At 61.0% G+C, this 16,454-nt stretch carries 19 protein-coding genes; 15 read left to right on the forward strand and 4 right to left on the reverse strand.

Going from position 1 to position 16,454, the window contains the following annotated elements:
- Positions 1–84 precede the first annotated feature (84 nt).
- From ACYQ0G_RS01965 to ACYQ0G_RS02035, 15 genes are all read left to right on the forward strand, one after another.
- The gene (locus tag ACYQ0G_RS01965; protein ID WP_460098683.1) at positions 85–1,326 is read left to right on the forward strand and encodes a lipoprotein-releasing ABC transporter permease subunit; all 1,242 of its coding nucleotides are present in this window, start codon (positions 85–87) and stop codon (positions 1,324–1,326) included.
- Positions 1,319–1,993: an ABC transporter ATP-binding protein gene (locus ACYQ0G_RS01970; protein ID WP_460098685.1), complete on the forward strand. Its 675-nt coding sequence runs from the start codon at positions 1,319–1,321 to the stop codon at positions 1,991–1,993. The genes ACYQ0G_RS01965 and ACYQ0G_RS01970 overlap by 8 nt, the downstream gene beginning before the upstream one ends.
- Positions 1,994–2,043: 50 nt before the next feature.
- Positions 2,044–2,322, forward strand: coding sequence for a P-loop NTPase family protein (locus ACYQ0G_RS01975; RefSeq protein ID WP_460098687.1), 279 nt, complete (start codon positions 2,044–2,046; stop codon positions 2,320–2,322).
- Positions 2,323–2,341: 19 nt separating this feature from the next.
- Positions 2,342–2,821 (forward strand): glutathione peroxidase, encoded by a 480-nt coding sequence (locus ACYQ0G_RS01980; RefSeq protein ID WP_460098689.1) that lies wholly within the window; start codon positions 2,342–2,344, stop codon positions 2,819–2,821.
- A 3-nt stretch (positions 2,822–2,824) separates the two neighbouring features.
- A complete protein-coding gene (locus ACYQ0G_RS01985; RefSeq protein WP_460098691.1) occupies positions 2,825–3,154 on the forward strand; it encodes a hypothetical protein in 330 nt (109 codons plus the stop codon).
- 75 nt (positions 3,155–3,229) lie between these two features.
- Positions 3,230–6,703 carry a DNA polymerase III subunit alpha gene (gene dnaE / locus ACYQ0G_RS01990; RefSeq protein ID WP_460098693.1) on the forward strand — a complete coding sequence of 1,158 codons (3,474 nt, stop codon included), beginning with the start codon at positions 3,230–3,232 and terminating at the stop codon, positions 6,701–6,703.
- A 46-nt stretch (positions 6,704–6,749) separates the two neighbouring features.
- The gene (locus tag ACYQ0G_RS01995) at positions 6,750–8,354 is read left to right on the forward strand and encodes a long-chain fatty acid--CoA ligase (RefSeq protein WP_460100577.1); all 1,605 of its coding nucleotides are present in this window, start codon (positions 6,750–6,752) and stop codon (positions 8,352–8,354) included.
- Between the two features lie 3 nt (positions 8,355–8,357).
- Positions 8,358–8,903, forward strand: a complete 546-nt coding sequence (locus tag ACYQ0G_RS02000; protein ID WP_460098695.1) for a pseudouridine synthase — start codon at positions 8,358–8,360, stop codon at positions 8,901–8,903.
- A 77-nt stretch (positions 8,904–8,980) separates the two neighbouring features.
- Positions 8,981–9,412: a DUF1330 domain-containing protein gene (locus ACYQ0G_RS02005; RefSeq protein WP_460098697.1), complete on the forward strand. Its 432-nt coding sequence runs from the start codon at positions 8,981–8,983 to the stop codon at positions 9,410–9,412.
- Positions 9,409–9,960, forward strand: coding sequence for a hypothetical protein (locus tag ACYQ0G_RS02010; RefSeq protein WP_460098698.1), 552 nt, complete (start codon positions 9,409–9,411; stop codon positions 9,958–9,960). Before ACYQ0G_RS02005 ends, ACYQ0G_RS02010 begins: the two co-directional genes overlap by 4 nt.
- A gap of 241 nt (positions 9,961–10,201) precedes the next feature.
- The gene (locus ACYQ0G_RS02015; protein ID WP_460098700.1) at positions 10,202–10,693 is read left to right on the forward strand and encodes a hypothetical protein; all 492 of its coding nucleotides are present in this window, start codon (positions 10,202–10,204) and stop codon (positions 10,691–10,693) included.
- Positions 10,694–10,825: 132 nt separating this feature from the next.
- On the forward strand, positions 10,826–10,990 hold the full coding sequence (locus ACYQ0G_RS02020; RefSeq protein ID WP_460098702.1) for a hypothetical protein: 165 nt from the start codon (positions 10,826–10,828) through the stop codon (positions 10,988–10,990).
- 155 nt (positions 10,991–11,145) lie between these two features.
- Positions 11,146–11,907: a hypothetical protein gene (locus tag ACYQ0G_RS02025; protein ID WP_460098704.1), complete on the forward strand. Its 762-nt coding sequence runs from the start codon at positions 11,146–11,148 to the stop codon at positions 11,905–11,907.
- A gap of 14 nt (positions 11,908–11,921) precedes the next feature.
- A complete protein-coding gene (locus ACYQ0G_RS02030) occupies positions 11,922–12,455 on the forward strand; it encodes a hypothetical protein (protein WP_460098705.1) in 534 nt (177 codons plus the stop codon).
- A gap of 130 nt (positions 12,456–12,585) precedes the next feature.
- Positions 12,586–13,083: a hypothetical protein gene (locus tag ACYQ0G_RS02035; protein WP_460098707.1), complete on the forward strand. Its 498-nt coding sequence runs from the start codon at positions 12,586–12,588 to the stop codon at positions 13,081–13,083.
- 50 nt (positions 13,084–13,133) lie between these two features.
- On the opposite strand, the gene ACYQ0G_RS02040 is transcribed toward ACYQ0G_RS02035, so the two are convergent.
- The 4 genes from ACYQ0G_RS02040 to moaB form a co-directional block, all read right to left on the reverse strand.
- Entirely contained in the window at positions 13,134–14,243 is a 1,110-nt protein-coding gene (locus tag ACYQ0G_RS02040) for a PA0069 family radical SAM protein (protein ID WP_460098709.1), read from the reverse strand.
- A 36-nt stretch (positions 14,244–14,279) separates the two neighbouring features.
- On the reverse strand, positions 14,280–15,275 hold the full coding sequence (locus ACYQ0G_RS02045; RefSeq protein WP_460098711.1) for a hypothetical protein: 996 nt from the start codon (positions 15,273–15,275) through the stop codon (positions 14,280–14,282).
- A gap of 204 nt (positions 15,276–15,479) precedes the next feature.
- The gene (locus ACYQ0G_RS02050) at positions 15,480–15,785 is read right to left on the reverse strand and encodes a GIY-YIG nuclease family protein (RefSeq protein WP_460098713.1); all 306 of its coding nucleotides are present in this window, start codon (positions 15,783–15,785) and stop codon (positions 15,480–15,482) included.
- Positions 15,786–15,902: 117 nt separating this feature from the next.
- Complete coding sequence (gene moaB, locus ACYQ0G_RS02055) at positions 15,903–16,430, reverse strand: molybdenum cofactor biosynthesis protein B (RefSeq protein ID WP_460098715.1); 528 nt, start codon at positions 16,428–16,430, stop codon at positions 15,903–15,905.
- Between the last annotated feature and the right edge of the window lie 24 nt (positions 16,431–16,454).

Here is a 16,454-nt window from a genome sequence, read left to right on the forward strand (position 1 = left end):
CCATTCATTGCGCCGCCAGAAATCTCTGCCTAAACGCCCATCCCATCGGATATCCTATCTGCGAACCATTTCATCGGGACCGCCTTGCTGCTCTCACCTTTCGAACGGACCATTGCCAAACGCTATCTGCTTCCGGGCAGGAGCGAGGCTTTCATTGCGCTCGTCGCCGGTATTTCGATTACCGTCGTCATGCTCTCGGTCGCCATGCTGGTGATCGTGATGAGCGTGATGAACGGTTTTCGGGCCGAATTGCTGGACAAAATCGTCGGCCTGAATGGCCACGCGATCGTGCAGGCCTATGGCGGACGGCTCGACGACTGGGAAAATGTTCTTCAGGAAGTGAAGGACACGCCCGGCGTCACCGAAGCGTCTCCTCTCATCGAACAACCCCTGCTGACAACTTTCAACGGTAGGGTCGAGGCGATTCTGGTGCGCGGCAACACGCCTGCCGACATCAACGAACTGGGCGAGAAAGTGGTCGCCGGCAATATCGACGCTCTGCAGCCGGGAGCCAGCAAAGTCGCGATCGGTGTTCGCCTTGCCGAGAATATCGGTGCGCGCGTGGGCGACACCATCACCATCATCAACCCGCAAGGCCGCTCCACGCCGTTCGGGACTGTCCCGCGCCAAGTCGGTTACGAGGTCGCGGCGATCTTCGAAGTCGGCGTCTATGACTATGACGGTGCCTTCGTCGTCATGCCGATGCAGGATGCGCAAACACTGCTGCTGATCGGCGACACGATCGGCATGATCGAAGTGAAGGTCACCGATCCCGACAAGGTGGAGGACATCCTTGCTCCGGTTCAGCAATCGCTGGCGGGCCGGGCAGTGGTGCGCGACTGGAAGACCATCAATTCGACGCTGTTCGAAGCGCTGCAGGTGGAGCGTGCGGCCATGGCATTTGCCCTGAGCTTCATGGTTCTGGTGGCCGCGTTTAACATCCTCTCCAGCCTTGTGATGCTGGTGCGAGCCAAGACCCGCGACATTGCTATCATGCGCACGATGGGGGCGACACGGCGCAGCCTGACCAAGATTTTCGTCACGACAGGTTTCACAGTGGGCGCGATCGGTACCATCGCCGGATTGATCCTCGGCGCATTGGTGCTCGGCTTCCGCGAACAGATCGTTACCGCCATCAGCTGGCTGACCGGGGCCGATTTGTGGGATCCGCAGGTTCGCTTCCTCAGCACCATTCCGTCAAAGCCCGATCCGGTGGAAATCGCCATGATCGTGGGCCTTGCGCTGATCATGAGTTTCCTTGCGACGCTCTATCCGGCGCTGAAGGCCGCCAGCACCGATCCGGTACAGGTCCTGCGTTATGAATAATCCTGTCGTCCAGCTTCGCGGGCTGACCCGCAGTTTCGAACAGGGCGGGGTGCGCATTGACGTGCTGCGTGGCGTGAACCTCGATATCATGCCCGGCGAGATCGTCGCGCTGTTGGGGCCTTCGGGTTCGGGTAAGTCGACTTTGCTGCAGGCCGTGGGCCTGCTGGAGGGCGGTTTTGGCGGCGAAATCCTGATCTCCGGCAATTCCGCAGAGAAGAGTGATGCCAATGCGCGCACGACACTGCGCCGCGATCATCTTGGCTTCGTGTATCAGTTCCACCACCTCCTGCCCGATTTCGATGCGCGGGAGAATGTGATCCTGCCGCAGCTCGTCGCGGGCAAGCCTCGTGCCGAGGCGGAGGTGCGCGCCGATGAATTATTGACGGCGCTTGGCCTTGGCCACAGGCTTGATCATCGGCCAAGCCAGCTTTCCGGCGGCGAGCAGCAACGCGTGGCCGTTGCGCGCGGTTTGGCTAATCGGCCCGATCTCGTTTTGGCGGACGAACCTACCGGCAATCTCGACGAGGCGACATCGGACAAGGTTCTCCAACAGTTCTTGTCGCTGGTCAGGGGCGAAGGTAGCGCTGCACTGATCGCGACGCATAACGAACGCCTGGCGGCGCGGATGGACCGTGTGGTCCGTCTGCACGAAGGCGTTCTTGGATAGTGGACCCGAAGCGCCCTTCGCACGTTAGGGCGAAAAAGGAGTTTTATTGAATGACCGACCACCCCAGTACCTACAAAGGCGACGAATGCCATCGCCGGGGGATTCAATGGGATGACCGCGCATCTTTGCATCGCAAGGATGACAATGACGGCGTGCTCGATGGTGCCAAGGGGCTGCGCTCTGGCTCCTTTGCCGAACTCGTTCGCCATATGATGCTTATGCCCGAAGACGAGCGTTCGGCCTATTACATCGAAAAGCTGGGTGACCGGGAATATCACGCTCCGGAAATCGCCGAACTGTCGCAGCGTAGCGATTTCCCGGCCGCCTGACGGCATAAGGATCCAGCCAGTGACCACCATTGCCGACTTCTCCGTTGAAACCAACAAGGGCGACACACTCGACCTTCAGGAGAAGCTCGGCAAGGTGCTGCTGGTAGTGAACACCGCCAGCAAGTGCGGTTTTACGCCGCAATATGACGGGCTAGAAAAGCTGTATCAGGATTATGCGGCGCAAGGCTTCGAAGTCTTAGCCTTCCCTTGCAACCAGTTCGGTGGTCAGGAACCGGGCAGCGCCGAGGATATCGAGCAATTCTGCAAGGTGAACTTCGGCCTGACCTTTCCCCTGATGCAGAAGATCGACGTGAACGGCGCCGATGCCAGTCCGCTGTTCGACTGGATAAAGCGCGAAGCTCCCGGTCTGATGGGGTCGAAAGCGATCAAGTGGAACTTCACCAAGTTCCTGATCGACCGCGAAGGCAATGTTGTGAAGCGTTACGGTCCGACCGATGCCCCGGCGGCCATCGCAGGCGATATCGAAAAGCTGCTCTGAACCATGCTGGCAGATCTCAACCAGTGGTTCCTCTCGCTCGGCGAGCAATATGGCGTGAACCCGTATATCTTTGGCGCAATCTATGTCGGCGCCATCCCTTTCTTCCTCGCCTCGATTGCCTGGCTCGTGAAGCGGGCGAGGGCGAGACGATCAACTGTTCTGCCGACAATGCTGGCCGGATTTTTCTTCGTATCGGCCTATCTCTATCTCGCGATTGCCGGGCGCAATATCCCCGTCTGGGTATGGATATTCCTGGCCGCCTTGGTGGCCTACGGTGCCTGGTCCACCATTCGCGACACCCGACGGAAAATCGCGGTCTCGGAAGAAGACTGAGTTTCTCCACGGCCTGTGGAGAATAACCTCGCCGCGCCCCTTTGAGATTGGCGCTCAGAAACCTATTTTGCCGGGATGCCCTACAAGCCTTTCGTCCCCCTTCGCGTGCTCTCGGCCTATTCGATGCTCGAAGGGGCGATCGACCCGAAGGCGATGGCGAAGCTCGCCAAGGAACGCGGCTTTCCGGCCATCGCCATGGCGGACCGCAATGGCCTCTATGGCGCGGTCATGTTCGCCAATGCCTGCAAGGCGGAAGGCATCCAGCCGATTACCGGCACCTTGCTGGGCATTGCACGCGACGATGAAGGCAAACAGGTCGATTATCTTCCGCTCTATGCCCAGAGCGAGGCAGGTTACGACAATCTCTGCCACCTCGTTTCCAAGGCCCATCTCGACCGTCCGCTCGAATACGAACCGCATATCGCGCTAAAGGATCTGGAAGGCCGCACCGATGGCCTGATCGCTCTGACAGGGGCCAGCGAGGGCGCAGTAACCCGCCTGCTGGCAGAAGGACAGGCAAGTCACGCGCTGGCCATGCTGGAAAAGCTGGAGACCTTTTTCCCCCGCCGGCTCTATATCGAACTGGCCCGCCGCGGCGATCCGGTCGAGGAAGGTGCCGAAGGGGCGCTGATCGACCTCGCCTATGCACGCGACCTTCCGCTGGTCGCGACCAATCCGGCCAATTTCGCCGAACCGCATATGTACAAGGCACATGACGCCATGCTGTGCATTGCCAATTCGACGCACATCGATGCCGAGGAACGGCCCAAGTCCAACCCGGAAAGCTACGTCAAGACCGCCCATATGATGGAAGAGGCCTTCGACGATCTTCCCGAAGCCGTGGCCAATACGCTCGTCATTGCGCAGCGCTGCGCCTATGCGCCGCCCTATCGCAAGCCGATCTTGCCCAGTCTCGCCGGCGACCTCGAGGGCGAGGCTCGAATGCTGGAGGAAGACGCGAGGCGCGGGCTGGAAAAACGGCTCGAACCTTATGGCGAAATGAGCGAGGAAGACCGCAAGGTCTATTTCGACCGGCTCGATTACGAGGTCGGCATCATCAACCAGATGGGCTTTCCCGGCTACTTCCTGATCGTTGCCGACTTCATCAAATGGGCCAAGGATCACGACATCCCTGTCGGGCCGGGCCGTGGTTCGGGTGCAGGCAGCCTAGTCGCCTGGGCACTGACGATTACCGATCTCGATCCGATCCAGCTCGGCTTGCTGTTCGAACGATTCCTAAATCCGGAACGCGTTTCCATGCCCGACTTCGATATCGATTTCTGCGAAACGCGCCGCGGCGAGGTGATCCGTTATGTGCAGGCCAAATATGGGCATGACCACGTGGCGCAGATTATCACCTTCGGTAAGCTGAAGGCGCGCGCCGTACTGCGCGATACGGGCCGGATCCTGCAGATGAGCTACGGCCATGTCGACCGTATCTGCAAGATGGTGCCCAACCATCCGACCGATCCGTGGACGCTGCCGCGTGCGCTGAACGGGGCTGCGGATTTCAAGGCGGAATACGATAACGATAACGAGGTCAAACGCCTGATCGACCTCGCCATGCAGCTCGAAGGCTTTCCGCGGAACAGCTCGACCCATGCTGCCGGTGTGGTCATCGGTGACCGGCCGCTCGCGAAGCTGGTCCCGCTCTATCGCGATCCGCGATCGGACATGCCGGTCACGCAATACGACATGAAGAATGTCGAGAGCAGCGGTCTGGTCAAGTTCGACTTTCTCGGCCTCAAGACGCTGTCCGTGCTCAAGAAGGCAACCGACCTGCTGGAAAAGCGCGGTGTCCAAATCGATCTGTCCAAGCTCGAACTCGACGATCCGGCGGTCTACGAACTGATGAAGGCGGGTAACACGGTCGGCGTGTTCCAGCTGGAATCGGAAGGCATGCGCCGCACGCTGACAGCCGTGAAGCCGACCAATTTCGGCGATATCATCGCGCTCGTCTCGCTCTATCGACCGGGCCCGATGGACAACATCCCGCTGTTCGGCAAACGCAAGGCGGGCGAGGTGCCCATCGAATATCCGCACGCGAAGCTCGAAGGCATTCTTGCCGAGACTTACGGCATCTTCGTCTATCAGGAACAGGTCATGCAGGCCGCGCAGATCCTGGCCGGCTATTCGCTTGGCGATGCCGACCTGCTGCGCCGCGCCATGGGTAAGAAGGTCCAGGCGGAAATGGACGCCCAGCGTGAACGTTTCGTGGCCGGATGCAAGGAAGTCAGCGGGATCGAGAAGGCGAAGGCCAACGAATTGTTCGACTTGATCGACAAGTTCGCCGGTTACGGTTTCAACAAGTCGCACGCCGCGGCCTACGCCTTGCTGGCCTATCAGACGGCGTGGATGAAGGCGCATTACCCGGAAGAGTTCTACGCCGCTTCCATGTGCTTCGACATGCACCAGTCGGAAAAGCTGACCATCTTCGTCGACGATGCGCGGCGGCAGGGCATTGCGGTCGAGCCTCCGTGCATCAACAAATCGGAAGCCGAATTCACCGTCGAGCAGACCGATACCGGTTACGCGGTGCGTTATGCGCTGGCGGGGATCCGCAATGTCGGCGAAAGGGCGATGGAGACCATCGTTGCCGAACGCGAGGTTTCCGGCCAGTTCGACAGCCTGCAGGATTTGTTCGAACGTATCCCCAAGGGCTCGATGAACTCGCGCCAGCTCGAAGCGCTGGCCTGTGCCGGAGGGTTGGATTCGCTCGAACCCAACCGGGCCAAGGTCTTCGCCAATGCCGACATGCTGCTGGCCGTGGCGGAAGCTGCGGCGCGCGAGCGGACCAGCGGGCAGGCGAGCATGTTCGGCGGCGATGATGCTCCCGGCGAAACGCTGCGCCTGCGTGAGGTCGAGGACTGGCCGCGTGCCGAGCGCATGTCCCGAGAACGCGAGAATTTCGGCTTTTATTTCTCCAATCACCCGGTCGCCGCGTGGAAGGACATCGCTTCTGCCAATGGATCGCGCACCTACGCCTCGCTGATCGCGGGCGGTGCACCTGTTGGCGGGCGATCGAATGCCGTGATGGCGGCCATGGTCGAAAAGGTGAACAAGGGGACCACCCGCCGCGGCAAGCCGTTCATCCGGGCCGATTTCTCCGATGCAACCGGCCAGTTCAGCGCCGCCTGCTTCGAGGAAAGCATGGTCGAGCGGTTCCTGAAATGGGCCGAGGACCAGACCTGCGTCCTGTTGCAGGTCGAACTCGATTCCCCCAGTCCCGACGAACCGCCCCGCATCACCGTGCGCGGAGGCACACCTCTGTCGGAGGTGAAAGGCGCCACGCCGATGATCCTGACGCTCGATATACTCGATACCAGTGCGGTCGAAACGCTGCAGCGCGAATTGTCCGAAGCCGGCAAGGGCCAGGACGAAGTGTTGGTGACGCTACGGCTCGGCAGCGATGCCGAACCCGCCATGCGCCTGGGCCGCAATTTCGCGCTCGACGGGGAGCTGGCAGAACGCTTGGCAAGCGTGCCCGGCCTTGCCAAGGTGCAGCTCGACAAGCGGCGCGGCGGCTCGCACCTTCGCCTCGTCGCCTGAAGCAAGCGCCCGTCAGGGGCGCTGCGATACGAGGAGAGAGATGCTGATGCTCGGAGCGATGCAGGACTGGACCATGCGCGTGACGCATGTGGTGGATCACGCAGCCCGCGAGGCGGGAAGCCGTGAAATCGTTACCCATTGGGCGGACGGCAGCGAAACCCGCACCAATTGGGTAGGTATCCGCCGCGATGCGCTGAAGATGGCGCAGGCGCTGGAGCGGCTCGGCATCAAACCCGGCGATAAGGTGGCCAGCATCGCGATGAACCATTCACGGCACCTGGTCAGCTGGTTCGGCGTGGCGGGCATGGGCGGGGTGCTGCACACGGTGAACCCGCGCCTGTTCGAGGACCAGCTCGAATATATCGTGAACCATGCCGAGGATCGCGTGGTGATCTACGATGCCATGTTCCAGCCGATCATCGACCTGATGAAGGACCGCTGGCCCAACGTAGAGCATTACATCTGCTTTGATAGCGGCGAACACGCGACCTCTTTCGAAGACTGGATCGGCGCGGAGGACGGCGATTATTGCTGGGTCGAAGGCGACGAGCGCGATCCCTGCATGATCTGTTATACCAGCGGGACCACCGGCAATCCCAAGGGTGTGCAGTACGAACATCGCAGCACCATGCTGCACGCCATGGCCGGCCTTCAACCCGCCGCCTTTGCCTTCAGCGCCGCCAGCGTGATGTTGCCCGTCGTGCCCATGTTCCATGCCGCGAGCTGGGGGCTGCCCTATGCCGGCGCGATGGCGGGGATCAAATTCGTCTTCTGCGCGGTGAACGATCCGGCCGTGCTCCATGAGATGATGATCAAGGAAGGCGTGACCGACAGCGCGGGCGTGCCCACCGTGTGGCTGGCGCATTTCCAATATTGCGACGCCGAAGGCATCGACCTGCCCCCATTGAAGGTCGCGACCATCGGCGGATCGGCTGCGCCCAAATCCATGATCGAGCGACTGATGAAGAGCGGCATCCGCGTGCAGCATGCCTGGGGCATGACCGAAACCTCGCCCATCGGCACGGTCGGCGGGCCCACGCATGACTGGGAGCAGATGAGCTTCGAGGAGAAGGTCGCCAAGATCCAGATGCAGGGCCGCCCGATCTTCGGCGTGGAACTGCGGACGGTCGATCTCGACGATTTCACCAAGGTCCTGCCGCGCGATGGGAAGACGTCGGGCGCGCTGCAGATCCGCGGGCCGTGGGTGGTGAAGCGCTATTTCAAGGCCGAGGAAGACGCGGTCACCGAAGATGGCTGGTTCGACACGGGCGATGTCGGCATCCTCCATCCCGACGGCACGCTGCAGCTGACCGACCGGACCAAGGACGTGATCAAGTCCGGCGGAGAATGGATCTCCTCGGTCGAGCTGGAGAATGCCGCCGTGGGTCATCCCGCCGTGGCAGAGGCGGCCTGCATCGGCATGGCGCACCCCAAGTGGGACGAGCGCCCCGTGTTGTTCGTCGTGCCGAAGCCCGGCGCGGAATGTGATGCCCAGAGCATTATCGCCTTCCTGTCCGACAAGGTCGCCAAATGGTGGCTGCCCGATGCGGTCGAATTCGTGGATGATATTCCCCACACCGCCACCGGCAAGATCAGCAAGAAGGACCTGCGCGCCCGCTTTGCCGATTACCGATTGCCCGAAGCGGAATAGCGCGTGAGCCGGCTGATCCTGCTCAACAAGCCGTTCGGTGTGCTCTCGCAATTCACCGGCGGGAAGGATGGCGCGGACGACACGCTGGCGCATCTGGTCGATGTGCCGGACGTCTATCCCGCTGGCCGCCTCGACAAGGATAGCGAGGGGCTGCTGCTGCTGACCGACGATGGCCGGTTGCAGGCACGGATTGCCGAACCTCGCCACAAGATGCCCAAGACCTACCTCGCGCAGGTCGAGGGGGAGGTCGTGGCTGAAGCGCTGGACCGGCTCGCCCGGGGCGTGGAGCTCAAGGACGGCAAGACCCGGCCCGCCCGTGCCCGCAAGATCGACCCGCCGCCCGTCTGGGACCGCGATCCTCCCGTCCGCTATCGCAAGAGCGTGCCCGACAGCTGGATCGCGCTGGAGATTACCGAGGGTAAGAACCGGCAGGTCCGCCGCATGACCGCCGCCGTTGGCCTGCCCACCCTGCGCCTCGTGCGCTGGCGCATCGGCGACTGGAGCGTGGATGGCCTCGCGCCCGGCGAATGGCGGGAGCTGGCGGTTTAGGCAATCAACCCGACGGGCGTAGCGCTTGCGGCCACGGATTGCCGCGCTACGCTCGCAATGACGGAGAGGAGCAAAACATGACCGATACCTACATCGACCCGAGCCCCGCCAACTTCCAGGCTTTCAAGGATCTGCCGCGCGACGAGCCGATCCACATGCTCAACCTCCTGCAATTTCGCGAGGAAGCCGCCTATCCCGACGGTCATGAGAACGCCGGCAAGGGCTGGAGCGGGCGCCGCGCCTACAAGGAATACGGCAAGACCAGCGGCCCGATCTTCCGCCGGGTAGGCGGCACCATCGTGTGGCGCGGGGCTTTCGAAGCGGTCCTGACTGGCCCCGAGGCGATGAAATGGCACAACGGCTTCGTCGCGCAATATCCCAACGCCGGGGCCTTCTTCGAGATGGTCAAGGATCCCGACTACCAGAAGGCGGTCGTCAATCGCACGGCGGCGCTGGTCGACAGCAGGTTGGTGCGGTTCAAGCCGGGTGCGATGGGTGAGGGGTTTTGATCAAGAAAATTGGACCGCTGATCGTTCTAATGATCTTGAGCGCGTGTGACGCTGCTAAAGACAAAGAAGAGATGCCGATCCCAGCCGATTTGGAGAGTCTACGCCAAAACGCGCTCAATTGTTCACGAGATGTCCAGTGGACCCACGCCGAGCGATCGGAGCACTGTGTCATGGTCGCGGAGAATATCTTCGCAAATGATCGAAATGAGTGCTGGGAAAGTAATTCGATCCCCTGCTTGAATTGGAGGCTGGTTCATTCTGATATCTCACTGAATTACCAAGGGGCGATTGCCGAAAGCCTGTTTGAGCATGGCAAGAGCGATGAAATGATCGCGATCTCCAAAAACGAATTTTGGAGAATGGTCTATCTCGACGGGAAGACAATGCGCAGTTTATTTGAGCACTGCGTCGACGTGGAAGAAAAGGCATTGGAGAAAGCTGGGCTGAAGAAAGTCACCTCCATTCCCTTAAGGCGCCTGGAAGAAGGGCAGCGCTGTTTCAGAGCAGGTTATCCGCAATTCGAAACTGTGGCTATGCAGCGGTCGTAAACAAGAAACGGCTCCGCCTCTGCGGCTGCACATACAGTTTTAAATCATCAAGAGTGTATTGGCCTCGTCAACTTCCGCACGGAGGCGCTGGTCGACAGCAGGTTGGTGCGGTTCAAGCCGGGTGCGATGGGTGAGGGGTTTTAGCCGTCCTGAAACGACGGGCGGGTCGCAGGCTCGGCCCCGCTGCTCCTAACATCTGTGTGGAGCGGGGCCGGGCGGCATGCCTGACCGTAGAGAAGGCATGAAACATTGGTTGTGGCCCGCCGGGGTCTTTGTCGCCGTCTGTCTTTTTGGTTTTGGAGCACGCAAAGCGATCGGGTCCGTTTATGGGACGGGCGAAGCATTGGCGCTGCTCGAGTCTCTGGCACGTTCGGGCCTGTATCTCGGGTCCGCCAGCGCGACCGCTTCGGCCACCACGCTGGCACTGATGCTGACCCTTATCGGCGTGGTGCGCCGATCCGATCATGACTTCAACGATCTGGTTTACGAGAATGTCGAGCGCATCGCCCGGCTGGCCACCATTTCGCTGCTGGCCAGCCTCGGCCTGCTGCTGGTGCTCGTTTTTCCGGTCGGAGAGTTCGATGGCATCCCCAACCAGTGGTATCCCATGATGTACGAAGTGCTGTTCGGCGCTACGGTCATGGTCGTGGCGTTGCTGGCGGCCACCGTGATGATGCTTTACCGGACTGTACGGCATGTCATTTCGCACATAACGCCCGGATCGCACGTTTGAACGTGCCGCGTTTGTCTTTACTTTTCAAAGAGCCTTATCGATCTTGATCCGCGTGGCGGAACGTCTTTCGTCGGGTAGGTGGCATCATCGTGTGGCGCGGTTTTCGAAGCGGTCCTGACGGGCCCTGAGGCGATGAAATGGCACAACGGCTTCGTCGCGCAATATCCCAACTCCGGGGCCTTCTTCGAAATGGTCAAGGATCCCGACTACCAGAAGGCGGTCGTCAATCGCACGGCGGCGCTGGTCGACAGCAGGCTGGTGCGGTTCAAGCCGGGTGCGATGGGTGAGGGGTTTTAGCCTTTTCGGAACCGCCTATCAGCTTTCTCCGTGGCCGTAAGGGAACTGAAATTCATTTCCGTACCGAACTGTTTTCGAAATTTCTTATTTAATTTAATCCTGTTTCCGGCAGTACTGAAATTGCATGCAAATCTTGACGAAATATTCAAGATTAGGTGAAAAAAACGCCTGATGAAAATCGATGTGAGCAGGGCGGCGCAGTGAAAATACTTAAGATTCTGGCTGTATCTGCTCTGGTTATCTTTCTGTCCATGAAAGCGTGCGGTTACAGGGAAGACGCGACCCGCTACAAAATGACGGTGGAGGTAGAAACGCCTTCGGGAATTCGCAGCGGAAGTACCGTGCGACAGATGACATTGGTTACACCTCCCAACTTTCCGTTCATGTTAGGAGAAAGCCGACCGGTTTGGCGGCTGAAAGGCGAGGCCGTGACGGTCGAGCTACCGGATGGACGCCTGTTGTTTGCCCTTAATCTTGGCGAACATGTCAACTCCATGCAGCCTACCGACGGGATGAGTAGATTGTTTAAAAGATACGGAAGGGGCGCGCCCAAGCCCATCTCTATCTGGTCGAATTCGCGGCGGCTCAAAGGATCAAGGGTAGATAACTTTATGCCAATGCTGGTGACATTCGACGACGTGAATGACCCCTCGACAGCGAAATTGGTCGAACCAGATGAGCTGGATGCCGAGTTCGGTCCCGGTTTCAAGCTTCATCGAATAACTGTCAATCAAACCAATGAGCGTGTGAGTGAGGGCATCGAAGAATATCTGCCTTGGATGCTTGAAGCTAAAACAGGAAACTTGGACGGAAGTCAGTTTACAAAGACGCAAACTGACAAACTATATGAGCAAATAGCCTACTCACATTTCAGCACTGAATTGAATGATAGAGGATTTTTTGAACGTATCTTTTAGCCGCGATATTTAGTGTGAATCCCTATCGCTATGCGCAGTTGGCACGAGTTGTTCAGGATGCGCAGCAACGCTATAAAAAAGCGGCTGAGAAACTGCGCGACCGTGGTGACCCGAATGACCCACGAACCCAGGCGTTCGAAAAGGCGCTGCATGATTTCGGAGGCGCTCTGTCGCGCGCCTACCCCGGCGATCTAGGGCGCTACGACCGTCCCGATCAGATGTCGGTTGGTGACATACTCGCATTTCTTGAAGGCGACCCGGTCTTCTTCCGTTCGGGTTATTTCAAGGAAAGTCTTCTCGAAAACCTCAAGAAGAGGCGCCTGACGGTAGAGCAAAAGAGGCGTCTGCGAGACCTGATCTTGAAGCAGGTTCGGCTTTGCCACCGCCGCGAATTCAGGCGCTTTTGCAAGCTTGCACCCTATGTCGTCGATGCAGAGTTGAGAGCGCGCTTGGAGGAGCTTACCCGAGAACCGGATCAGGCAGTCAGGCGCCGCGCACAATGGGTATTGGACGCACTCGAGGCGAATCCATATCCGGAGCGGAACTGATTTCGACCTGCCGCCGCCGGGCTCCACATCGGCCAAGTATCAGGGCCGCATTCGTCTTAACTTTTCAAAGAGCCTTATCGATCTTGATCCGCGTGGCGGAACGTTTTTCGTCGGGGGCGGTAGAACCGGAATGAAACGGTCTCTTTTATCCGCTCCGCTTTTGCTTCTCGTCGCTGCCTGCTCGCAGAATGATGCGAGTGCGCCCGTCGATGAGCAGACATCAACCTCTGCCGGCACATCCTCCTCGACAGTTGCGAGTGGTGAGGAGCAGCCAGCTCCCGATACCGGCAACCAGAAGAATGCCGATGACGAGATGGCCGATCGCGCGCCGCTTCAGGACAGCGTGCCGGAGCGGTTCCGCGGGACATATGCCGAGAGCGCGGCCAAGTGCGACGAGCCCAGTCACGGGCTGTTCACGGTTGAGGCGAAGGCGATCAAATTCTTCGAAAGCACCGGCGAAGTCCGCAATGTCCGCGCCGATGGCCCAGCCGCCGCGCTGACCGTGTTCGAGCAATATGGCGACAGCCCCGGTACCACCTATGCTTTCTACATGCGGCTGCTGCCCGACGATTCGCTCCGCTACCGCTATGGCGAAGACAAGCGCATGACCTGGGTGCGCTGCCCCTGATCGTTTGGAGTGGGCAGGGCCGTATGCCCGCCGCATCGGCCCGCCAACCGTCATAACAACCGCAACTGCCCACCCACCGCAGGCGGCCTGAACTGCGTGCAGTCCAGCTCGAACTTCGTCTTACGCAAGCCCGCACGCTTGCACGCCAAGCGGAAGCGGGCGCGGAAGAGGTCGGCCCATACGCCGGTGGGGCGCATGCGGCTGAAGAAGTCGGGATCGTTGTCCTTGCCGCCCCGGATCGATTGCACGATGCTCATCACCTTGTCGCCGCGATCGGGGTAGTGGACCGAGAGCCATTCGCGGAACAGCGGGGCGACTTCATGCGGCAGGCGCAGCGGGATCCAGCCCACGCTGTCCGCCCCGATGGCCGCCGCCCGCTGGACGATTTCCTCCATGAATTCATCGGTGATGGCCGGGATTACCGGCGCGACCGAGCAATGGCTGGGCACGCCTGCATCCACCAGTTTCTGCAACGCGATCAATCGCTTGGCGGGCGCAGCTGCGCGCGGTTCGAGCTTCCCCGAAAGCTTGGGATCGAGGCTCGTCACCGAAATTGCCACCGCCACCAGCCGCCGCTCCGCCAGTTCGGCGAGCAGGTCGAGATCGTCCAGCACGCGGTCCGACTTGGTCGTGATCGTGACCGGGTGCCGCGCATCGAGGCACACTTCCAGCACGTCGCGCGTGATCCGGTATGTGCGCTCGATCGGCTGATAGGGATCGGTATTCGTCCCCATGGCGATCGGCCGGGGCCGGTATTTGGACTTGGCCAGCGTGGCGCGCAGCAATTCGGCGGCATTGGGCTTGGCGAAGAGCTGCGTCTCGAAATCCAGCCCCGGCGACAGGTCGTGATAGGCATGGGTCGGCCGCGCAAAGCAATAGACGCAGCCATGCTCGCACCCGCGATAGGCGTTGATCGACCGGTCGAAGAAGATGTCTGGCGACTGGTTGAAGCTGAGGATGGTGCGCGGGTGTTCCTCGGTAACCCGGGTGCGCAATTTGGCCGGCGCTTCGCCGTCGGTTTCGGCCAGCGCCTCCATGTAATCGCGCCAGTCGCCATCGGTCTCGCGAGTCGCCAGACCGAAGCGCGTCGGCACCTCTGACCCCTGCGCCCCGCGGCCGGGAATGGCTGGTTCGAAACGGCGTTCCATAAGTGAGAACATATATGGAACATGCGCCGATTGCCAGAGCCTATCTGCCTATCCCCTCCGCCTCCCGGCCTGCAACGCGCGCGGCGCGCTGAAAGGGGAGCGGGCGGCGTTTGCGGCGAGGGCGGTTGCGAGGGTGGAGGTTGACACAGTTGACACTGTCCTGGGGAATGAAATGGCCGGGGCGGATGCGGGGCCATTTGCGCTGCGCTGGCCGCCTGTTTGTGCGGTGAACCCGTCGGCCAGCCGGGCGAGCGTTTCGGGCGCTGGCTTGGGCCATGCGAAGGCGGGGGAGCCGCATTGCTTGCGCAGGGCACCGGGGCGCGTGTCGCAGAGCCTGTCGATCGAGCCATAGACAGAGCGCAGGCTCTCCTCGCTCGTGGGGACGCTGGCCTGCGTGTCGGCCTGCGGTTCGGGCCGGGGCGGCGTTTCCGCTATGCGATCGCCCGGGATATGCTCCAGCCCTTCCTCTTCCAGCATGGCGTGGAAGGCCGCGTCTGCGGAATAGACGTCGGCTTCGGCGGGGGTCATGCCGAGTTCCTCGAGATAGCCGAGATAGTCTTCCAGCATGAGCTGTTCGAACGACGGCGTGGCGGGCCTTGCGGCCTTGTCCGGGCGCGGGGCGAGTTCGGTGCGCGGATCGGCGACGCTGGCTAGGATCTCGTCGAAGCGGCCTGCGTCAGAGCCGGCTCCATCCTCGTCCACCAGCCGGTCGAGCCGGGCAAGGTGGGCCAGCAGCAGGCGGCTGTCATAGCGGCGGCGCGTGCCGACCAGTTCGCCGCGATAGAAGATTTCCTCTTCCACGCCCTCGACCGCGCGTTCGCCCAGCACCTGTTCGCAATTCTGCCGCGCCAGCACCAGCGCCGCCGCCCAGCCGCGCGCGAACATTTCGTCACGGCGGCGCAGGCGATAGGCCGCTTCGGCGGACAGGCCGACGCAGCGGCAGGCCTCGCGCACGTTGCCGTGCACCGCCAGCCGGTCGAGAAAGCGCGCCTTGCGGCCGGGCGTCCAGCCGCGCACGGGAATGTCCTGGGGCATGTGGGTCATTGGTCCGTCTCCTTCGGGAATGGGAAGCGAACCGGATCCCTTATGCAGGGATTGGCGAGTAGGAAAATGGTATTTTCGGGTGGGGGGGCGGGTGGGCGCGGGTGCGCTTGAGGCGAGGTGTGGATTGCCGCGTCGCTACGCTCCTCGCAATGACTTCGTCTGTCATCGCGAGCGTAGCGCGGCGATCCATTGTCCTGCGCTGCCTTAGCCGGTGATCTCGCCGTAAAGGTCCTGCCAGCGAGGATTAATCTCCTCGACCAGCGCAACCTTCTTCGCACGCGATCCGGCCTTCAACTGCTTCTCGCGCAATATGGCGTTTTCCATCGTGCCGTGGAGTTCGAACCACACCAACCGTTTGCAGCCATAGCGGGCAGTGAACCCGCCGCCGATGCCTTCGCGGTGCTGCCAGATGCGTTGCACGAGGTTGGAGGTCACACCGACATAGATCGTGCCGTGATTCCTGTTCGCCATGATGTAGACGGCGGGCTGGAATGTCTCGCGGTGCGCCATGGGGTGGGTGGCTTCCGATCGTTGCGTGATGGATTGCTTCGCTACGCTCGCAATGACGTGAAAGGGGTGATTACGTCATTGCGAGGAGCGAAGCGACGCGGCAATCCACACCTACCCCTACTTCTCCCGCAGTCTCGGCATCAGTTCCACGAAATTGCACGGCCGGTGGCGGCTGTCGAGTTGGTAGGCGAGGATCTTGTCCCAGCCGTCTTTCACCGCGCCGTTGGAGCCGGGCAGGGCGAAGATGTAGGTGCCGCGCGACAGGACGGCGCAGGCGCGGCTCTGGATGGTGCTGGTGCCGATGCTGTCATAGCTGAGCATGCGGAACAGTTCGCCGAAGCCGGGGATATCCTTGTCCTTCACCCGGTCGAGCGCTTCGGGCGTCACGTCGCGGCCGGTGAGGCCGGTGCCGCCGGTGGTGAGGATCACGTCGATCTGCTCATCGTCGATCCAGCGGTGAAGATGGGCGGCGATCTCGTTCTTGTCGTCCTTGCTGATCTCGCGCGTGGCCAGCGTGTGGCCCGCCGAGGCGATCCGTTCGGCGAGAATATCGCCCGAAGTATCGTCCTTCAGCTCGCGGCTGTCGGAGATGGTCAGCAGGGCGATATTGACCGGCTTGAAGGTCCGGCTTTCGTCGATCGGCATCGGCGGTTCCTTTGAAAAACGAAA

It is taken from the genome of Qipengyuania triglochinis (genome assembly GCF_054655615.1).